The following is an 18,726-nucleotide window of genomic DNA, read 5'->3' on the forward strand; positions in this document are numbered from 1 at the left end:
TGAATAATTAATGAGGGTAAGATCAAACTTAGCTGAGTTATTTTACGACAAAGTACTTAAGACGATTATAGTTAATAATTATATCTACAAATAAAGTGCTAGGTTTTTTATGAATAATAATATGTCATTAAAGAAAAAGAGCATTCTCGCTTTAGCTTGTTATGTTTGTTTTTTAATTACGGTTATTGGCAGTATTACTTATTATGTTGTTGAACCTCCTATTCGTGAAAATCTTGAAAACAATCTTAATTTACGAACTCAACTTTTAGCTAGGGAAATAGAGGATCCACTTAATCATTCTCTTTCCACATTGCATGCACTTGTTGGGGTGGCGGCAAGCGGTTACTCTATCGATGTTCTTGAAGATATGACTTATTCTGTTTTCAAAGAGAGCGACGATATTATTATTAGTGGTGGTATTTGGCCAGAACCCAATACATTGGTATCATCCAAACAATTAGCTAGCATTTTTTATTCTCGTGATGAACGAGGGAAAACTACCTCTGTTAACGATTACAACATTCCTAGCAACACGCCTTATCAACAAGAGTCATGGTATACATCGGTTTCTCATGAAAATAGTAGCCATAATATTTCATGGTCTGAGGTTTACATTGATCCTTTTACCAAGCAGAAAATGATCACCGCTTCACAACCTTACTTTAAGAATAACCAATTTGTTGGTGTGGCAACCATTGATATTTCATTGAAAGGTTTAATCGGTGTTATTGAATCTCAAGCGGAGAAGCATCAATTAGGGATATCTGTCTACGATGGAAACACCACAATAGCAGAATACAAATTTTCTGTTAATAAAAGCATGTATGTTGTAGAGCACTTTATGGATGATCTTCGCTGGGAGCTCAAGGTGGTCAATTCAGTTCTTACTGTAGCTGATGAGACTTTCGCTCAGGTTGTTGATATTGAATTAGGGATTGTGCCTATTTTATTGGCTTGTGTGATTTTAGCTTATTATTTTATTAATCGTAGTTTAATCAATCCAATAGTCCTGATTTCACAACAAGTAAATGAGAGAGAATCGAGTGAAAAAATCGATATAAATTATGGTTATAAAGATGAAATTGCTGATTTGATCTACTCTTTTAATCAAGAGACAGAATACTTAGAAATTGAAAAGTCAAAAGCAGAAGCATTAGCTAAAGCAAAAAGTTCATTTTTAGCCAACATGTCTCATGAAATTCGAACACCTTTAAATGGCATTATTGGCATGTCAGACATCTTAACTGAAACCGATTTAACTCCGGTTCAATCAGAATATGTTGAAACTATTGATACTTCTTCGCAAACACTGCTTTTATTGATTAACGATATTCTTGATTTATCAAAAATAGAATCTGGGAATTTAGTTATCGTTCCTCAAGAATCGAATGTCGAAGAAGTTGCCTACGATACTCTGACGGTCATTTTGAGCAAAGCGACAGAAAAAGGCTTAGCGCTACAAATTGACCTTGCTAATGATTTACCTGAACTCGTAATGCTTGATGAGCATCGATTGCGCCAAATACTGATGAACTTAATGTCTAATGCCGTTAAATTTACTCAGGATGGTGCGGTCATTTTGTCCATTAATTATCAACAGAAAGAAAATGGAAGAGGGTTATTATTCTTCTCTGTAAAAGATACGGGTATTGGGATCAGTAAAGATAAGTGTGAACAGATTTTTGAACCGTTTACGCAAGAAGATAGCTCAATAACTCGTCAATTTGGTGGGACGGGTCTAGGGCTGGCAATATGTCGTCAATTAGTTGAAATGCTTGGCGGTGAATTGAAAGTGGATTCAGAAAAAGGATTTGGAAGTAAATTTCATTTTATATTAGATGTTGAGGTGGTTGAACCTACACATAAAGGATTAGAGCAATATGCTCAGTCCTCATGTGTCATTGTGAGTAATCATATGCTTTATGCGACCCAGCTTGAGATGGAATGTAAAAAGTTGGGAATTAATAGTCGAATTGTTCAAAATTTTGTGTCTCAGGATGATCTAATCAGTCAAAGTGATGTGGTTATTTATTGTCAAAAATCCTCTTCAGAAGCATTAAATCATGTGAGGCAAATGAATGAATATAAGCATCGACCAGCGATTATCATTTGTAAAAAGCATCAAGATGAAAAGGTGGATTTTGAACGTACAATTGAAGGTGTCATTACTTATCCATTATTTGGTAAACGTTTTTATAAGGTAATGAAACAAGCGTTTATTGCAAGTCAATCGCATCAAGGGATTGTTTCAGAAGTAAAAACAAACGGTGATTCTGAATATGGTGAGATGATAGATTCACCTCATAACCACAAGAATAATCTAGAGATAATAAAAACGGTTCTTGTAGTAGAAGATAACGCGATTAATCAAAAAGTTGCATCGTTGTTGCTTAAAAAAGCCGGTTTTTCTGTTGAAATAGCTAATAATGGACAAGAAGCATTAGATATGGTGATGAGTAAAACGTCACCCTATAGTTTAGTTTTAATGGACTGCATGATGCCGATAATGGATGGATTTGCGGCTACTGAAGCGATTAGGAAATGGGAAGAGAATCAAGAGAAGAAACGCTTACCTATTATTGCGTTAACAGCGAGTGTTTTCGTTGAAGATATTGATAAATGCTACCAATCGGGAATGGATGATTACGTAGCAAAACCATTTAGAAAAGAATTGATTTTAGAGAAATTAGAAGCGTATACATAATTAAATAATACGCTTCATTAATATTTATTGAGTATGTACTGAATTACGTTTGATGAGTGTCGGTGCATACACTTCTTTCTCTATTTCTGGTTTTTCGTCTTTTGCTAAAACTAAGGACAGCAGTGCCGCTTGTGTGGCCATTTCACTAATAGGGTAATCAATGGTCGTTAATTTCGGGTGTACGTATTTAGCAATCAGACCATTATCGAATCCAACAATGGAAACCTGATCTGGTACTGAAATTCCTGCTTTTTCAAGAGAGGCAATAGCTCCGGCAGCCATATAATCGTTATAACAAACAACACCACTGAATGGCTGCTTAGTTTCAATTAACTGTGTCATTGCTTTTTCACCTCCTTCATCAGTAGGCTCACCTTCGCTTATTAAAGAATTATCAATGGGTAATCGATGTTTATTTAAGGCTTGAGTAAATCCCAGTTTTCGATCAAAGCTGTCATCAATCTGTTGGTTTGAATTAATGTAAGCTAGTTGTTGGTGACCATTTTCAATGAGATGCTCTGTTGCAAGTGTTGACCCTAATTGATTATCAAGGGATATACATCGATGTGCAATTTGAGGAACGTGACGGTTAATGATGACTAAGCCGGGAACTTCTTTTGCAAATTGAATGAGTTCGTCATCACTTAACCCCTTCGAATGGATAATTAGGGATTCACAACGGCTATTAATTAATAGTTCAATGGCTTCTTTTTCGACTTGAGCATTATGATAACCATTGCCGATCAATAAGTGTTTATTGTTGGTTCTGGCAACGGCATCTACTGCTTTTATGAGAGATCCGAAAAATGGATCAGAGACATCTGCGACTAATACACCAATCGTATTGGTACTTTTACTCACTAAAGCACGAGCATTGGCATTGGGTCGATAACCAAGCTTGGTCATTGCTGCATTGACTGATTCTATTGCCGCTTTGCTTGCTTTAGGTGATTTATTTACTACACGAGAAACGGTGGCAACAGATACACCAGCTTCTTTTGCTACGTCTTTAATGGTTGCCATAATGATGCCTTAATTATTATTAATTTGATCTGGTTAAAGTTTTAGTAAACTTTTATTTTGTTTTCTATCTTAATGCAATAGGATTGATTTTGTAAACGTTATCATGAATTGATTGTAAGGATAAATTAAAATGGAAACAATAGCATACGGTGATTTTGCTAAATTAGATATTCGTGTAGGAAAGATCACGGAAGTAAAACGTCATGAAAATGCCGATAAATTATATATCGTTCAAATTGATGTAGGCGAGAGAAGTTTACAGACGGTAACGAGCCTTGTTCCTTATTACACAGAAGAAGAGCTTATGAATAAGCAAGTTGTAGTGCTTTGTAATTTAGCAAAAGCAAAAATGCGTGGCGAAATTTCAGAATGCATGTTGTTATGTGCTGAAACGGATGATGAATCTGAAAGCGTGTTACTGACTCCTGAACGCATGATGTCGACGGGAGTAAAAATCGTTTAATACCTTTAAAATTAAGTGCCATTACGAAAACATAATGGCGCTTTAAATAAAATCATCTTTTAATCCTCCTTTACAGCACAAAAATACAGTATTGAAATATGAAGTGAATTTTTCATTTGTTAAATCAATTTATTCTGTTATTTAGTGCTGCATTTCACACTTTTGTTCTATTTAAGCTCTTATTGTTAACCTATTGTTAATTTCCGGTGTATGGTTGGTTGTATTTTATACCAACGCTTACAATTAAAGGGATTTTTATGCAGGGTGTAGTTGATTTTTTAAATGGGATTATTTGGAGTCCATTTCTCATTTATTTATGTTTGGGTGCTGGTCTGTTTTATTCAATTCAGACTCGGTTTGTTCAAGTTCGACATTTTAAAGAAATGTGTCGCTTGTTAGTTTCAAATAAAGAATCAAGTAAAGGGATCAGTTCATTTCAAGCATTAGCGGTATCTCTGTCTGGACGAGTGGGTACAGGTAATATCGCAGGTGTTGCGGCAGCGATTGGCTTTGGTGGCCCCGGTGCAGTATTTTGGATGTGGGTTGTTGCCTTTCTAGGTGCTGCGACAGCTTATGCTGAATCCACTCTTGCTCAAATCTATAAAGAAGAAGATGAAGGGCAGTTCCGTGGTGGTCCTGCTTATTACATAGAGAAAGCAATGGGACAAAAATGGTATGCGTGGATTTTTGCTATCGCAACTATTTTTGCTTGTGGTGTGTTACTCCCGGGAGTTCAATCAAATAGTATTGGTAATGCAGTCGAAACCGCATTTGGCTCTGGTAGCATGATTGATACTGGGCTTGGCGTATTCAGTTTTGCTAAGATTTTCACCGGTGCAGTTATTTCGATCATTCTTGGCTTCATCATTTTTGGTGGAGTGAAACGTATCGCCAACTTCACGCAAATTGTCGTCCCGTTTATGGCTTTGGCTTATATTATCTTAGCGTTTGTCATTATTCTGCTGAACATTAATGAAGTTCCAGCGATTTTTGCAATGATCATTGGTGATGCATTTACACCAATGGCAGGATTTGGTGCAGCCATCGGTTGGGGGGTTAAGCGAGGTGTTTATTCAAACGAAGCGGGTCAAGGTACTGGTCCACATGCTGCTGCGGCGGCAAGTGTTGAGCATCCTGCACAACAAGGGTTAGTTCAGTCATTCTCTATTTACATTGATACATTGCTCGTTTGTTCTGCTACAGCATTTATGATTTTAATTACCGGCGCTTACAATGTACATGGTAGTGGAGAAGGTGTTTTCTTAGTTCAAAATATTTCAGAAACTATTGATGCAAATGGCCCTATGTTCACTCAAATGGCAATTGAAAGCACTTTACCTGGTATCGGTAAAATCTTTATTGCTTTTGCATTATTCTTTTTCGCATTCACGACAATTTTAGCTTATTACTATATTGCCGAAACGAACATTGCTTATATACGTCGAACATTAAAAATTGACGGAATGATGTTTGTTCTTAAAGTGGTGATTATGTCTGCAGTATTCTACGGAACGATTAAAACGGCGAATCTTGCTTGGGCTATGGGTGATGTCGGTGTTGGGGTAATGGCTTGGCTAAATATCATCGGTATTCTGATTATTTTCTTCTTGTCAAAACCTGCATTAAAAGCGCTAAAAGATTATGAAGAACAGCAAAAACAAGGTGTAAAGAGTTTTACGTTTGATCCTGTAAAATTAGGCATTAAAGGTGCAACGTATTGGGAACAAAAGTTAGAAAGAAACAAAAATAAAGCCAGAGAAAAATAAATATTGTTATCTAAACTAAGAAAAATGCCGTTAATGTAACGGCATTTTTTATTGCAATTTGCATGGAGAACAAGATGTCGGGGATTTTTGAATTAGATGAACTGCTTAGAACAATGAAGCCAGAACTATTAACTCAAGAGTATGTGTTTTGTAGTGTGGAAGGGGAGCTGAAAGAATATATTAGCTTAAATCCTATCGGGACTTTTGTTGAGCAAGAAGGATTAACGTTAGTTTTAGAGAAAGACGTTGCTCTTAAGGAAAACATTCCATTTGATGGGGTATTTCGTCAAATAACGTTAACGGTTCATTCAAGTTTAGATGCTGTAAGCCTCACTGCCGCTGTTTCAACTAAATTAGCATCAAAAGGGATAAGTGCGAATGTCGTGGCTGCGTTTTATCATGATCATATTTTTGTTCCATCTAGCAAGGCTGAGTTGGCATTATCAGCGTTAAAAGAGATTGAATAATCACTATACATTTTATATGGCATTGCTAATGCCTATGGTAAAATCAGGGCACATTTGTTTGTTAACCAAGAAGTATAAACATGGATATTCAACGTATTAACCCAAGCGAAAAATGGTCTGATGTAACAGTATTTAATAAAATGGCTCATTTTGTTGAAGTAGCAGAAGATGAAACGGCAGATATGCTAGGACAAACTGAGCAAGTATTCGCTCAAGCTGAAGCGATGCTAGCAAGTGTAAATAGTGATAAGTCTCGTTTGGTATCGGTTACTATTTATGTGACTGATTTTGCTAATTTAGCCGTATTTAATGAAGCATGGATAAAGTGGTTACCAGAAGGGTGTGCTCCAAGCCGTGCGTGTTTAAAAGTAGAGCTTGCTGATCCTAATTACCTAGTTGAAATCGCATTCGTTGCTGCAGTGAAGTAATGATTATGTCGCTAAATAGGAAGACTATTTAGTGGCATAAATACAGATTTATTCAGTTGTTGTTTGCTCCTGTTTATAATGAAATGCTTATTATCAATAAATATGCTTTACAATCTTCGGGCTTTGATTTAGTTTAACAACAATTATTTTATAGAGTGTATAACTTATGTTAACGAACATTAAAAACAATCTGGCTGCTTATCAAGCAGAATCGAGCAAGATTGCTTATACACTTGTCTCTGTCGTCGTTGTCATTCACTGATACTGGCGGCTTTTTTATTCGTCAGTTAGGCTGGCGGATAGAGCACTCCTTTTATATCTTCTAGCCCAACTGATACCAAGTAAACTTATAAGGTATGTTGTGTGAACAGAAGAGATCTCGCTGCTATTGGCTTTATGACCTTCGCCTTGTTTTTAGGTGCTGGCAATCTAATTTATCCACCATTAATGGCTCAACAAGCAGGTGAAAACTGGTTAATTGCTATTGTTGGCTTTCTACTTACTGCCGTTGGTCTACCTGCATTTACACTTGTCGTGTTAGGACGTTTATCTTCTGCTGATAAATTAACAGCGCTATTACCTAAATGGATGGATCGTTCATTTTGGTTTTTAGTTTTAACCACTTTAGGTCCTGCATTTGTATTACCTCGAGCTGTAACTGTTGCTTATGAAATGGGGGTGAAACCTTTCTATTCTGGTAATGGCTTAATGGTTTTTTCTGCTTTATTTTGTGCATTAACGCTGTGGTTAGCATTAAAACCGGGTAAGTTAGTCGATTATATTGGTAAAGTGATGACTCCTGCTTTAATCGCTATGCTAGCGGTATTGGTTATTGCAGCATTAGTAAACCCTTTAGGGGAACCAAGCCAAGCGATTGAAGTATATCAACAAGCTCCTGCTGTGAATGGTTTAATTCAGGGGTACATGACATTAGATGCTATCGCTGCTGTTGCGTTTGGTTGGGTGATTATTCAAACTATTCGTAGTAAAGGGATTGAAGATAAAAAAGCGATTTCTTATTACACTATTCGTATTGCGGTTATTTATTCTGTTTTAATGTCGTTATGCTATTTAGCGATGGGCTACTTGGGTTCTACCTCATCTGAAATTGCACCAAGTGCAACCAATGGTGGTGAGATCTTAACGCGTTATGCAGCAGGTGAATTTGGTATGTTAGGTCAAATTCTATTAGCTGCAATTACATTAATGGCTTGTTTAACGACAACTATCGGCCTAACAAATGCGAATTCAGAGTATTATAAAAATACTTACGGGGTTACATTCAAAGTTAGTGCTACTGTGATCATGGTGCTAACGGCGATCATTTCAAACTTTGGTTTAGAAACGATTATTGAAGTAAGTTTACCTGCTATTTTAATTTTGTGTCCTATTGCTATTTCATTGATTATTGCGATGGTGTTAATTCCTGAAAAATCGGCATCAAATACACCAACGATTTCAATGAGTCATACTGTAGTCGTATGTATTGCAGCATTGTTTGGTACGATTGATGCCTTACATATTTTAGGTAAGTTACCTGAGGGAATTACTGCGTTTTGTGAACAATGGCTACCGTTGTTCTCATCACATACATCTTGGTTATTGCCTGTATTTATAACTATTTTTGTTCATAAGCTGTTTAATAAAACAATGATAAAGAACGTTGCAGTAAATAATTAGTATTATTTTGTGTATTGATAAAGAGCAGCCATAATGGTTGCTCTTTTGGTTTTAGAATAGGAATCTTTTCGTACATGTTGGCGTTAATTTATCATCCGATATATTCTCAGTTGGCTCTGCCTGATGGACATCGATATCCTATCCAAAAATATCAGCGTTTGTATCAAGCCATTCAATCTCATTATTCTGATGAGGTTTATCGATGTTTTGAACCAATACCGTTATCTATTGAAGCACTTAAACAAGTACATGAAGAAAACTATGTAAATGCGTTAATTACAGGAACTTTACCTGCAGCAAAAATGCGACGTATTGGTTTTCCTTGGAGCGAATCATTAATAGAGAGAACACTGCTGTCAGCCTCTGGTACTTGTCTAACCGTTGATAAGGCAATTGAGAGTGGTAGTGCTATACATTTAAGCGGTGGCTACCATCATGCTCATTATGATTTTGGTAGCGGCTTTTGCTTAGTAAATGATTTAGTTATTGCAGCACAGCACGGATTAAAGCAAGACAGCATAGATAAAGTATTAATTATCGATAGTGATGTACATCATGGAGATGGAACCGCGACACTATGTGCTGATAGAAATGACATCATTACGCTTTCTTTTCATTGTGATAAAAACTTTCCTGCGCGAAAACCCATGTCTGATTATGATGTTCCTTTGTCCATTGGCACACAAGATAAGGCATTTTTAGAGGCCTTTAAGCAAGTTGTTGAAATGGCAATTAATCATCATCAACCTGACCTTATTATTTATGATGCAGGTGCAGATATTCATATTGATGACGAATTGGGTTATTTAAGTGTATCAACAGAAGGTCTATACCAACGAGATAGATTTATGAAAAGTATTGCAACACAAAAGGGGATCCCTATTGCTTGTGTTGTTGGTGGTGGTTATCGAAGTAATCATGATGATTTGGTTGAACCACACTTGCAATTGATACGAGCATTTATCAGCTAAGCTTCAATGAACCATGTGACACTGTCACTGTTTTTGTAGGAGATAAGTAGGCTGTTGTTGGTTGAAAAGAAATAAATTATATTATTCGTTAACCTTATGATTTAAATGGTTTATTTTCTTTTTAAGCGTCCGTTTTATCATATGGTTTTTTTCTTTATTTTTGTATTGTTATGGAAAAATAAAAGCGTATACTCCTTTCTTTTTTAAATACCTAAAAATGAAAAAATTAATTTTATTAATTGTTGGGATAATGATTGCTTCTATCGCGACTGTTTTCGTTGTGAATGAAACGCTTCATACACATCAAATTACTGATAAAAGTGTTGATTATAAACAGCAATTAATCGATTACTCTAAATCATGTACTCCTCAAGAGTGCCAAGTTATTACTGAGTTCACTCGTTTTGGTCAAAATGAATATCAACATAATATTGAAGATATAGCTGAGAGTATTCGACCTATTCTTAATTGCTCTAACGGTGCTAAAATTGGTACAGCAATCTTAAATATCGCATTACAAGATGGTGCTTTAAATGAAGACTCCCAATTATTAGTTTTAGATAAAATAGCGACATTACGATATAAAGATAATGATCTTTATGGAATGATCGACCCATCATTAAAATATATAGACATTGCTCATGAAAGTGGAGATGACTTTAAAGTTGCTACTGGGGAATTTAGCTTAGCATTAATTATTACTTATTTTAAAGGTTATGATTTTGCTAATAAAATAATTAACTCTATTCAATATAAAGATACCTCAGATGAGTGGAAAAAATTAAAAACTAGAGCAACATTAAGTTTAGCTGAAAATAAATTAGCAATAAATAAACCTAGAAAAGCATTGAGTCTTCTTGAGAATGTAGATCAATATCAAACTGCATACAACGAAGAAGATTGGCGTGATTATCATGTATATTTGCTATCTCTGAGAGCTGAAGCCTATGATGAGATAGGTTTGATCGAGAAAGCAAATCAGTGTTTAACGCTTGCTCAATCAGAGTTAGAGAAAGATAAAGTTAACTTATTACTAGATAAGCATATTTTAATAAAGGTAATTGAATTTAAATTAGCATTGAAAAATGAAAATTATTCATTGATTGAAAGTAATAAAGAAGAACTATTAAAAATAGCAGATAGAACAAATCAAATAAGATTTACAAAATTAGTCTATTCAACTCTTTTTGATTATTACCTCAAAATGAATAATACAACTGAATTTTATCATTTAAATAAAAGATATAGTGCGGTACGTGATGAAAGACAGAGTGCTAGTTATCATCTTTTAATTTCAAATAAATTAAAGCAAAGTGAAAATAGTCATTTGAATGACGAAAATCAACAATCGTTGTTATTTTTAAAAATTGCATTTGTAATATTGCTTTTTATCTCATCATTACTATTAATGATGATAGTTAAAATAAAGTATTTGAATATTGAGACGTATACGGATCCACTTACTCGTTCATTAAACCGAAGAAAGTTTATGATTGATTATGAGGGGATTGCACAGAAGGACCATGCGTTTTTAATCTTAGACATTGATGGATTTAAGGCAATTAATGACAGTTTTGGTCATGAAGTTGGGGATGAAGTATTAGAAAAAGTCGCAAGTGAAATCGCTCTAATACTTGGGAATCATCATAAATGTTACCGGATAGGCGGCGAAGAATTTGTTGTTCTTTTTACTTTGGTTGAGCCTCTAGATTGTATTGAGTTGGCTGAAGATATACGTAGAAGTGTTGAGAGCTTACTGTGGAATCATGATCTTAAAGTAACAATTAGCGGTGGGTTGAGTTTCTCAGGTAAAGAGAAAAATACCTATAAATTAGCGGATGAACTGCTTTATAACGCAAAGCGAACAAGCAAAAATGTTATTTTGAACGACAGTATTTATTAAATTATTATCAATTATTCCCACTGATTTAGCCGCTAATTTGAGTTAGCGGCTTTTTTATATGCGTAATTGTTACTGAACTCACACTTTGGATCTGAGGGTACAAAAGTCCAGTAAATGCTTGAAATATCAACTTACCAACCGCGTCATTTATTCATATTATTTCCTCATCGAATGAAACCCAATGCATTTAAAGTTGAACTGCTATCTAAGTTAACCTTTTGAAATGTAATGGTTTTATGTTTTTAAAATATTAGCTCAAACATGAGCGTAGGAAATAAAAATGATTACATCATTAGTTAATACCGACTTAATTACATTGGATTTAAAATCAACTACAAAAGATGGTGTTTTTTCTGAACTTGCTGAAACACTGCTTCAAAATGGTCGCATTAATAATAAAGAAAATTTCTTAACTGATATTTATACACGTGAATCACAATGTGTAACTAGTGACATGGGTATTGCTTATCCGCACGCCAAAAGCCCGTCAGTTATCACACCTGCAATTGCGGTTGGGGTATCTAAAGAGCCTATTGAATATCAAGCTGATGATGAACAGCCAAGCGTATTTTTTATGATTGCCTCACCGGAAAGCGGCGATCACCACATTTATGCACTACAAGCGTTATTTGAAAAGTTTGGTGATGACCTGATTGCAGATATGCAAAAAGCGACAACTAAGCAACAAATTTTAGATCTATTGACTAACTAACTTTTAGGATTACTTTTATGTCAACGATGACTGCAACGCATAATCAAAGTGATTGGAAACAAACACTATCAAAATTAAAAGGACACTTACTTTTTGGTACTTCTCACATGCTTCCATTCGTGGTTGCTGGTGGGGTTCTGTTAGCTTTAGCGGTAATGGCTACAGGTAAAGGTGCGGTTCCTGATACAGGTATCTTAGCGGATATTTCAACCATTGCGATTAAAGGGTTGGTTCTTTTTCCAATCATTCTTGGTGGTTTTATTGGTTACTCAATTGCAGATAAACCAGCATTAGCGCCTGCATTTATTGCATCAGGCATTATGGCTGATTTAGGTGGTGGTTTCCTTGGTTGTATCGTTGCCGGTTTCATTGCTGGTGGTGTGGTTCTTCAACTTAAGAAACTTCCTATTCCTGCTCATTTAAGTGCGTTAGGTGTGTACTTTATCTATCCTCTAGTTGGTACATTAGTATCTGCTGGTATCGTAATGTGGGGCTTAGGTGCTGCTATCTCTTCTTTCATGGTTGGCATGAATGAATTCCTAGCATCAATGGCAGGTTCTTCTAAAGCGGTTTTAGGTGCGATTCTTGGTGGTATGACGGCGTTCGATATGGGTGGCCCAATCAACAAAGTAGCAACACTATTTGCTCAAACACAAGTAAACACACAACCATGGTTAATGGGCGGCGTTGGTATCGCGATTTGTACTCCACCACTAGGTATGGCGCTTGCAACATTCTTATTTAAGAAGAAATTCTCTAAAGAAGAGCAAGAAGCAGGTAAAGCAGCAGCTATCATGGGCTCAATTGGTATCTCTGAAGGTGCAATTCCATTCGCAGCAAACGATCCAGTACGTGTTTTACCATCTATCGTAATTGGTGGTATGGTTGGTTGTGTGTTTGGTTTCTTAACTGACGTATTACTTCATGCTCCATGGGGTGGTTTAATTACAGCGCCTGTATCTAGCAACATTCCAATGTATGTTGTCGGTATTGCTCTAGGTTCATTAACAACAGCATTAATCGTAGGTTTCTGGAAACCAGTTGTTGAAGAAGAAGCGGAATTAACAACAGCTGCTCCAGTTCAAGCACCAACAGCTGCGCCTGTTGCAGGTGAAGGTGAATACGATGTGTTAGCTGTAACTTGTTGTCCTTCAGGTGTAGCACACACATTCATGGCAGCAAAAGCACTAGAAAAAGCAGGTGCGGCAGCTGGTATCAAGATTAAAGTTGAAACTCAAGGCTCTAACGGTTTAGTGAATAAACTGACAGCAAAAGATGTAGCAAACGCTAAGTTCATCATTCTTGCTCATGATATTCCAGTAAAAGAAGCTGACCGCTTCGCTAACATTCGCCAAGTTGAATGTTCAACGAAAGAAGCAATGAAGAATGCGTTAACTCTGATTCAGGGTTAATAGAAAAACAGAAGAGATTAACCATCTTCTCTGAATAAAATCTCCTAATTAAAAGCCTCTTATCCCCCAAGAGGCTTTTTTGTTATTTACAATAAAAAGCCCGTATTATAAGAATACAGGCTATATCTTTTAAGTTATGTAGTTCAAATGCTGATCAACAATCTGATTAGAACCGTATTTCTATGCTTTTAACGCTTTTCTGATTCGTAAACCGATAAAAAGAAAACTCATTCCTTCAAATATTAGTGATACACCAACAAAAGTGCCTAATAGTGATAACGAGAACTCAGGGTTATCTAAAAGGAAGAAGAAATACCCACCAATAGCAACAGAAAGTAATCCACTCAATATAACCATGCCGCTACCAGGTAGATTTTTATTGGTAAATCCGAAAATCATACGTGTTAAGCCATTAAATATCATAACTACAACCATGATAGTAGTAATGGTCATAAGGCCTTCTAGTGGCTTAAAGAGAATAAATAAAGCACCAACAATATAAAATAAAGCACTTAATACATACCATAACTTTTCTTTCCATGCGTGAATACGAAACGTATGGTATACCTGAACTAAACCTGTGATTAACAATACAATACCAATTAATGTCGAGATGGTTACACCAGCCATTACTGGTAGGCTCGTCGCTCCTAAACCTGCTAGCGTAACTATTAGGCCTACAGCAATAAAATATTTCCAACTTTTTGAAATTAAAGCCTGACTTGGTGTTTGATTTTTCATTTTAACCTCTGAGTTAAATAAATGAGACATCAGTAGTGTAGTTGATAAATGTGATATTGATCACGATACAAACTTAGTTTTCATATTTAGTCATAATGTATAAAATTTAGTCTGATTGAATAAGAATAGAACGTAAATGAAGTAAGGATGCAGACGATGTTTATTTTATGAACTAGACCTATACTAAAATAGTTCTTGTAGAAATAGATCAAGAGCTTAAACTCATTTTTTAGCAGACGTATGTAGTAAAGGTGATAATTTGTTAGAACATCATTTTCGTAATTATATTGCAGGTAAATTAAATGCGTTAGGTATCAATAGTGATCCTTATGGCATGGAACTGACGATCGTATTTGTTCTAGTTGTTATTGGGATTGCAGCGATAAGTCACCTTATTACTCATCATATTATTGTTCGTACTATTAAAAATGTACTTCATCGTACAAATGAGCCTTTATCTCAGAGTTTTTCTAAATATAAGGTATTAGAGAAATTGACACTCTTTGTACCAATGATGGTGTTGGATCTATTTATTCCCCTTGCTCTTGGACATTATGAATTACTTTCAGCTATCGCAGATAAACTACTGAGTATTTCAATTTTAGTTATCTTTATAAGGATGGTATTTGCTCTATTAGATGCACTTAATGATGTCGCTAATGTCAAAGGTATTACTCGACGAATGCCAATAAAGAGTTTTGTTCAATTAACTAAACTGTTTACCTTTTTAGTGGGTTTGGTTGTGTCGATGTCAATTCTTGCTAATGAGTCCCCTGTAATATTCCTTAGTGGGTTAGGGGTAGCAACTGGTTTTGTCATGTTGGTGTTTAAAGATACCATTTTAGGTTTTGTCGCAGGCATACAGCTCTCGGCTAATCGGATGATTACGCTAAACGATTGGATAGAAATGGATGCGTATAAAGCAAATGGTACCGTTGAGGAGATTTCATTAACAACGGTTAAAGTCCGTAATTTTGATAATACAGTTAGTATGCTGCCTGCTTATGCCTTGGTGCAAAATGCGTTTATTAACTGGCAAGGCATGTCAGATTCAGGTGGCAGACGCATTAAACGAGCGCTAAACATTGATGTAAATTCAATTCGTTTTATGACCGATGATGAAATTGAATCATTAAAAGATATTCGAATCCTTAGAGAGTATTTGTTTGAGAAATCAAAAGAAATTAAAACCTTTAATGATGAGTTAGATGATATCCCACATCTGGGTAATACGCGTCAGATGACCAATATCGGTATTTTCCGTGCATATTTAGCCGCTTATTTACGAACACATAAAGATATTCATCCATATATGCTATTTATGGTTCGTCAGTTAGAACCAACTGCTGAAGGTCTCCCACTGCAGATTTATGCATTTACCAATAACACGGATTGGGTGTTTTATGAAAGTGTTCAAGCCGATATTTTTGATCATATATATTCTATTATGCCGTTATTTGGTTTGCGTCCATATCAAGCGTTAAGTGGACATGATGCTTTAGCTCTTTCCTCTACAAACCTTCACAATTAATTATGAATAAATGCTAGTGACTAACTGGCATTTTATCTATCAAGTTGTTTTTTGATAATTCTCGTATTCATTATATCCATGCATCCAGCATAAATTGTTTCTAATTGGTTAATCTTTCATCGTTCGCATACGAAAGTTTCGTATTTAAAACTAAAAAAAGGTTAAAAAAATACTAAGAAAATATTTAGACACATTAGCTGTACTTCTTCTTTACCTTTAATTATCAATATGATCTATTGATGATTTACTTTTTATTGTGTTTTTGTTAACGTTTGATTCTGTTTGTTTTTAGTTATCGTTTATCTTGTTTTTGAATTGTTGCATAACTGTCTGGTTTAGCAATGAACCAAAAAATAGACATCATTAAATGGAAATTAGAATGAACAAAAAATTACTTGCCTTAGCTATTATCACTGCTTCTTCAAATGCGATTGCTGTTGAATTGTATAATGAAGATGGAACAACATTTGATATTGGCGGACATGTATCTGTTGCTCTTGAAGGATCTGATGAAGGGGATACAGGTTTAACTGCCGTTTCTCCACGTATCAACTTTAATGCTACACACGATTTAGGCAATGGTTTTGTTGCCGACGCAAAAGGTGAATGGGCGCTAAATTATTTAGATGGTGGTGAAAACGCATTCACCACACGTCTTGGTTACATTGGTGTTACTCATAATGATTTTGGTCGTATGGTTGCTGGTACACAATGGGCTCCTTACTACAGTGTTGCCGGCGTAGCGGATATGCCGATTGCTTTTGCGAATGATTTTATTTATGAAGATCATGGTAATTTAGGTACTGGCCGTGCTGAAGAGATGTTGAGCTATGGTAAAATGTTTGAGCTGGGTGATGCTGGCAAGTTAGGTTTAGCTGCAGGTTGGCAAGGTCGTAAATCTGATACAATCGACGGAACGCCTTCGGTAACTAATGATTATGGCAATCGTGGACAGGTTGCACTAAATTATCGTATTGCTGGTTTCTCTGCTAACTATGCATACAATACGGGTGATGTGAATTATGGACTTGGTAGCAAAGCGGTAACTTCTGAATCACACGTAATAAGTGGCACATATGGCACATATGGTTCAGGTTTATATGTAGCAGGTGTTTATGCGATGAATGAAAACATGAACAGTGATGCATCACCAATAAAATCTCTAATTGAAGACAGTTCAGCATACGAAGCGTTAATTGCTTATGCTCTAGATAACAGCTTAAACCTAAGCTTAAACTATGAATCAGTGGTGGATAATGATGCAAGTAAAACCGTTTATAGCACCTCTGCAATTCAAGCAGAATACAATTTCACTAAGAAGTTCGTTGGCTTTACCGGTTACCAAGTTGATCTAGGTAACGATTACAATAATAAAGAAGATAATAAATGGATGTTAGGTGCTCGTTATTACCTATAATCTTTATTGATTAAATCCATTACTTTCCTAATCAATCCAGTGTGCCTGCAAAGTACACTGGATTTTTTATGTTTAGAAAATAAATGCATAAATGATGGTGACTTACCGTAGGGTTAATATGAATGATTTGCTACAATCAGCCACCATTATTGTCTATGCATAGGTTCATCATGTCATTTGCGTCTCTAGGATTAACAGAACAAATCCTAACAACGGTTGCAGAATTAGGTTTTAAAGAAGCAACTCCCGTTCAGAAACAAGCTATTCCACTGGTATTACAAGGACATGATGTACTGGCTGGAGCACAAACAGGCACTGGTAAAACAGCAGCATTTGGTCTGCCACTGATCCAACGCTTGATTGAAAGTCCAATTGAACGTCATGAAGAATCCAAAGTGGTGCGAAGCTTAATTCTTACGCCTACTCGTGAATTAGCACAACAAGTTTTTGATAGTTTGGTAAGTTACACTCAAAATACCGAATTAAAGGTTGTAGTGGCATATGGCGGTACAAGTATTAATGTACAAAAAGAAAACTTGCTTGGTGGGGCAGATATATTAATCGCAACACCAGGGCGTTTGTTAGACCATCTGCATATAAAAACTATCACCTTAAATCAAGCTGAGTATTTAGTGTTAGATGAAGCTGACCGTATGTTAGATATGGGCTTTATTCCTGATATTAAAAAGATTCTGCGTAAAATGCCTGATGAACGTCAAACTCTGTTCTTCTCTGCAACTTTCAGTAAAAAAGTAAGAGAAATAGCTTATTACATGCTTAATAAGCCTAAAGAAGTACAGGTGACTCCAACGAACAGTACTGCTGATACGGTTGAGCAGATGGTTTATCCAGTAGATAAACATCGTAAGAGTGAACTATTGGCTTATTTAATTGGTTCTCGTAATTGGCAGCAAGTGTTGGTCTTTACTAAAACCAAACAAGGCTCTGACGAGTTAGTAAAAGAGCTAAAAAAAGATGGGATAAAAGCCGCTTCTATTAATGGAGATAAAAGCCAAGGAGCACGCCTGAGAGCTTTAGAAGAGTTTAAGACAGGTAAGGTTCGTGCATTAATAGCAACAGACGTTGCTGCTCGGGGTTTAGACATAGAACAACTTGAATGCGTAATTAACTATGAATTGCCATTTAAAGCAGAAGATTATGTACATCGTATAGGACGTACGGGTAGAGCTGGGCATACGGGTAAAGCTATCTCTTTAATGAGTATGGACGAAGAGTATTTATTAAAGGCAATCGAAACGTTATTAGATACACGTCTACCACAAGAGTGGTTACAAGGATATGAACCCGATCCGAATGCGCCATTAAAAGAAGATCGTCCAAGACAGAGTCGCGGCCGTTCTTCAGATAAACGAAAAATGAAAGCAAAATTAAAGATTCACGCAAATCGTGGAAAAAACAAACGATAAAGACAAATAAAAAAGGTGCGTATAGCGCCTTTTTTTAAATGTGAAATGTTGTGAGTGTGTGGGTATTTGTTAAAAATATTG

The 18,726-nt window shown here is 35.8% G+C and carries 15 protein-coding genes; 13 read left to right on the forward strand and 2 right to left on the reverse strand.

The features are described 5' to 3' along the window. Nucleotides 1-109: 109 nt before the first annotated feature. Nucleotides 110-2,704, forward strand: coding sequence for an ATP-binding protein (locus HC728_RS11915; protein ID WP_065597379.1), 2,595 nt, complete (start codon nt 110-112; stop codon nt 2,702-2,704). Between the two features lie 24 nt (nt 2,705-2,728). Here HC728_RS11915 and HC728_RS11920 read toward each other — a convergent pair whose 3' ends face one another. Continuing rightward, on the reverse strand, nt 2,729-3,727 hold the full coding sequence (locus HC728_RS11920) for a substrate-binding domain-containing protein (RefSeq protein WP_065597378.1): 999 nt from the start codon (nt 3,725-3,727) through the stop codon (nt 2,729-2,731). A gap of 130 nt (nt 3,728-3,857) precedes the next feature. On the opposite strand from HC728_RS11920, the gene HC728_RS11925 reads away from it, so the two are divergent. From HC728_RS11925 to HC728_RS11965, 9 genes are all read left to right on the forward strand, one after another. Beyond that, a complete protein-coding gene (locus tag HC728_RS11925) occupies nt 3,858-4,190 on the forward strand; it encodes a tRNA-binding protein (RefSeq protein WP_065597377.1) in 333 nt (110 codons plus the stop codon). 257 nt (nt 4,191-4,447) lie between these two features. Continuing rightward, a complete protein-coding gene (locus HC728_RS11930; RefSeq protein WP_065597376.1) occupies nt 4,448-5,956 on the forward strand; it encodes a sodium:alanine symporter family protein in 1,509 nt (502 codons plus the stop codon). A 74-nt stretch (nt 5,957-6,030) separates the two neighbouring features. Further along, a complete protein-coding gene (locus HC728_RS11935) occupies nt 6,031-6,423 on the forward strand; it encodes an ACT domain-containing protein (protein WP_065597375.1) in 393 nt (130 codons plus the stop codon). An 80-nt stretch (nt 6,424-6,503) separates the two neighbouring features. After that, nucleotides 6,504-6,851, forward strand: a complete 348-nt coding sequence (locus HC728_RS11940; protein ID WP_011263244.1) for a RidA family protein — start codon at nt 6,504-6,506, stop codon at nt 6,849-6,851. Nucleotides 6,852-7,214: 363 nt separating this feature from the next. After that, nucleotides 7,215-8,531 (forward strand): branched-chain amino acid transport system II carrier protein, encoded by a 1,317-nt coding sequence (gene brnQ, locus HC728_RS11945; protein WP_190395530.1) that lies wholly within the window; start codon nt 7,215-7,217, stop codon nt 8,529-8,531. A gap of 74 nt (nt 8,532-8,605) precedes the next feature. Continuing rightward, the gene (locus HC728_RS11950) at nt 8,606-9,502 is read left to right on the forward strand and encodes a histone deacetylase (protein WP_065622627.1); all 897 of its coding nucleotides are present in this window, start codon (nt 8,606-8,608) and stop codon (nt 9,500-9,502) included. 217 nt (nt 9,503-9,719) lie between these two features. After that, nucleotides 9,720-11,405 (forward strand): GGDEF domain-containing protein, encoded by a 1,686-nt coding sequence (locus tag HC728_RS11955; protein ID WP_190395531.1) that lies wholly within the window; start codon nt 9,720-9,722, stop codon nt 11,403-11,405. Nucleotides 11,406-11,685: 280 nt separating this feature from the next. Continuing rightward, a complete protein-coding gene (locus HC728_RS11960; protein ID WP_005422382.1) occupies nt 11,686-12,117 on the forward strand; it encodes a PTS sugar transporter subunit IIA in 432 nt (143 codons plus the stop codon). Between the two features lie 17 nt (nt 12,118-12,134). Next, nucleotides 12,135-13,529: a fructose-specific PTS transporter subunit EIIC gene (locus HC728_RS11965; protein ID WP_054775521.1), complete on the forward strand. Its 1,395-nt coding sequence runs from the start codon at nt 12,135-12,137 to the stop codon at nt 13,527-13,529. Between the two features lie 180 nt (nt 13,530-13,709). Here the strand turns inward: HC728_RS11965 and HC728_RS11970 are convergent, their stop codons facing one another. Then, complete coding sequence (locus HC728_RS11970) at nt 13,710-14,270, reverse strand: HdeD family acid-resistance protein (protein WP_065597372.1); 561 nt, start codon at nt 14,268-14,270, stop codon at nt 13,710-13,712. A 259-nt stretch (nt 14,271-14,529) separates the two neighbouring features. Between HC728_RS11970 and HC728_RS11975 the strand changes: the two genes are divergently transcribed. The 3 genes from HC728_RS11975 to HC728_RS11985 all read left to right on the forward strand — a co-directional run bounded on the left by HC728_RS11975 (nt 14,530) and on the right by HC728_RS11985 (nt 18,645). After that, nucleotides 14,530-15,801 (forward strand): mechanosensitive ion channel family protein, encoded by a 1,272-nt coding sequence (locus tag HC728_RS11975; RefSeq protein ID WP_054775793.1) that lies wholly within the window; start codon nt 14,530-14,532, stop codon nt 15,799-15,801. Nucleotides 15,802-16,180: 379 nt separating this feature from the next. Further along, a complete protein-coding gene (locus HC728_RS11980; protein ID WP_065604761.1) occupies nt 16,181-17,218 on the forward strand; it encodes a porin in 1,038 nt (345 codons plus the stop codon). A gap of 170 nt (nt 17,219-17,388) precedes the next feature. Continuing rightward, nucleotides 17,389-18,645 (forward strand): DEAD/DEAH box helicase, encoded by a 1,257-nt coding sequence (locus tag HC728_RS11985; protein ID WP_065604760.1) that lies wholly within the window; start codon nt 17,389-17,391, stop codon nt 18,643-18,645. Nucleotides 18,646-18,726: the final 81 nt, after the last annotated feature.

Origin of the sequence: Aliivibrio sp. S10_S31 (assembly GCF_014694495.1) — a bacterium.
Lineage (GTDB): Bacteria > Pseudomonadota > Gammaproteobacteria > Enterobacterales > Vibrionaceae > Aliivibrio > Aliivibrio fischeri.

What these genes read in the sequence shown, in the direction of transcription:
- HC728_RS11915 (WP_065597379.1), top strand. Translation starts at nt 110, where the DNA reads ATGAATAATAATATGTCATTAAAGAAAAAGAGCATTCTCGCTTTAGCT.
- HC728_RS11920 (WP_065597378.1), bottom strand. Translation starts at nt 3,727, where the DNA reads ATGGCAACCATTAAAGACGTAGCAAAAGAAGCTGGTGTATCTGTTGCC.
- HC728_RS11925 (WP_065597377.1), top strand. Translation starts at nt 3,858, where the DNA reads ATGGAAACAATAGCATACGGTGATTTTGCTAAATTAGATATTCGTGTA.
- HC728_RS11930 (WP_065597376.1), top strand. Translation starts at nt 4,448, where the DNA reads ATGCAGGGTGTAGTTGATTTTTTAAATGGGATTATTTGGAGTCCATTT.
- HC728_RS11935 (WP_065597375.1), top strand. Translation starts at nt 6,031, where the DNA reads ATGTCGGGGATTTTTGAATTAGATGAACTGCTTAGAACAATGAAGCCA.
- HC728_RS11940 (WP_011263244.1), top strand. Translation starts at nt 6,504, where the DNA reads ATGGATATTCAACGTATTAACCCAAGCGAAAAATGGTCTGATGTAACA.
- HC728_RS11950 (WP_065622627.1), top strand. Translation starts at nt 8,606, where the DNA reads ATGTTGGCGTTAATTTATCATCCGATATATTCTCAGTTGGCTCTGCCT.
- HC728_RS11955 (WP_190395531.1), top strand. Translation starts at nt 9,720, where the DNA reads ATGAAAAAATTAATTTTATTAATTGTTGGGATAATGATTGCTTCTATC.
- HC728_RS11960 (WP_005422382.1), top strand. Translation starts at nt 11,686, where the DNA reads ATGATTACATCATTAGTTAATACCGACTTAATTACATTGGATTTAAAA.
- HC728_RS11965 (WP_054775521.1), top strand. Translation starts at nt 12,135, where the DNA reads ATGTCAACGATGACTGCAACGCATAATCAAAGTGATTGGAAACAAACA.
- HC728_RS11970 (WP_065597372.1), bottom strand. Translation starts at nt 14,270, where the DNA reads ATGAAAAATCAAACACCAAGTCAGGCTTTAATTTCAAAAAGTTGGAAA.
- HC728_RS11980 (WP_065604761.1), top strand. Translation starts at nt 16,181, where the DNA reads ATGAACAAAAAATTACTTGCCTTAGCTATTATCACTGCTTCTTCAAAT.
- HC728_RS11985 (WP_065604760.1), top strand. Translation starts at nt 17,389, where the DNA reads ATGTCATTTGCGTCTCTAGGATTAACAGAACAAATCCTAACAACGGTT.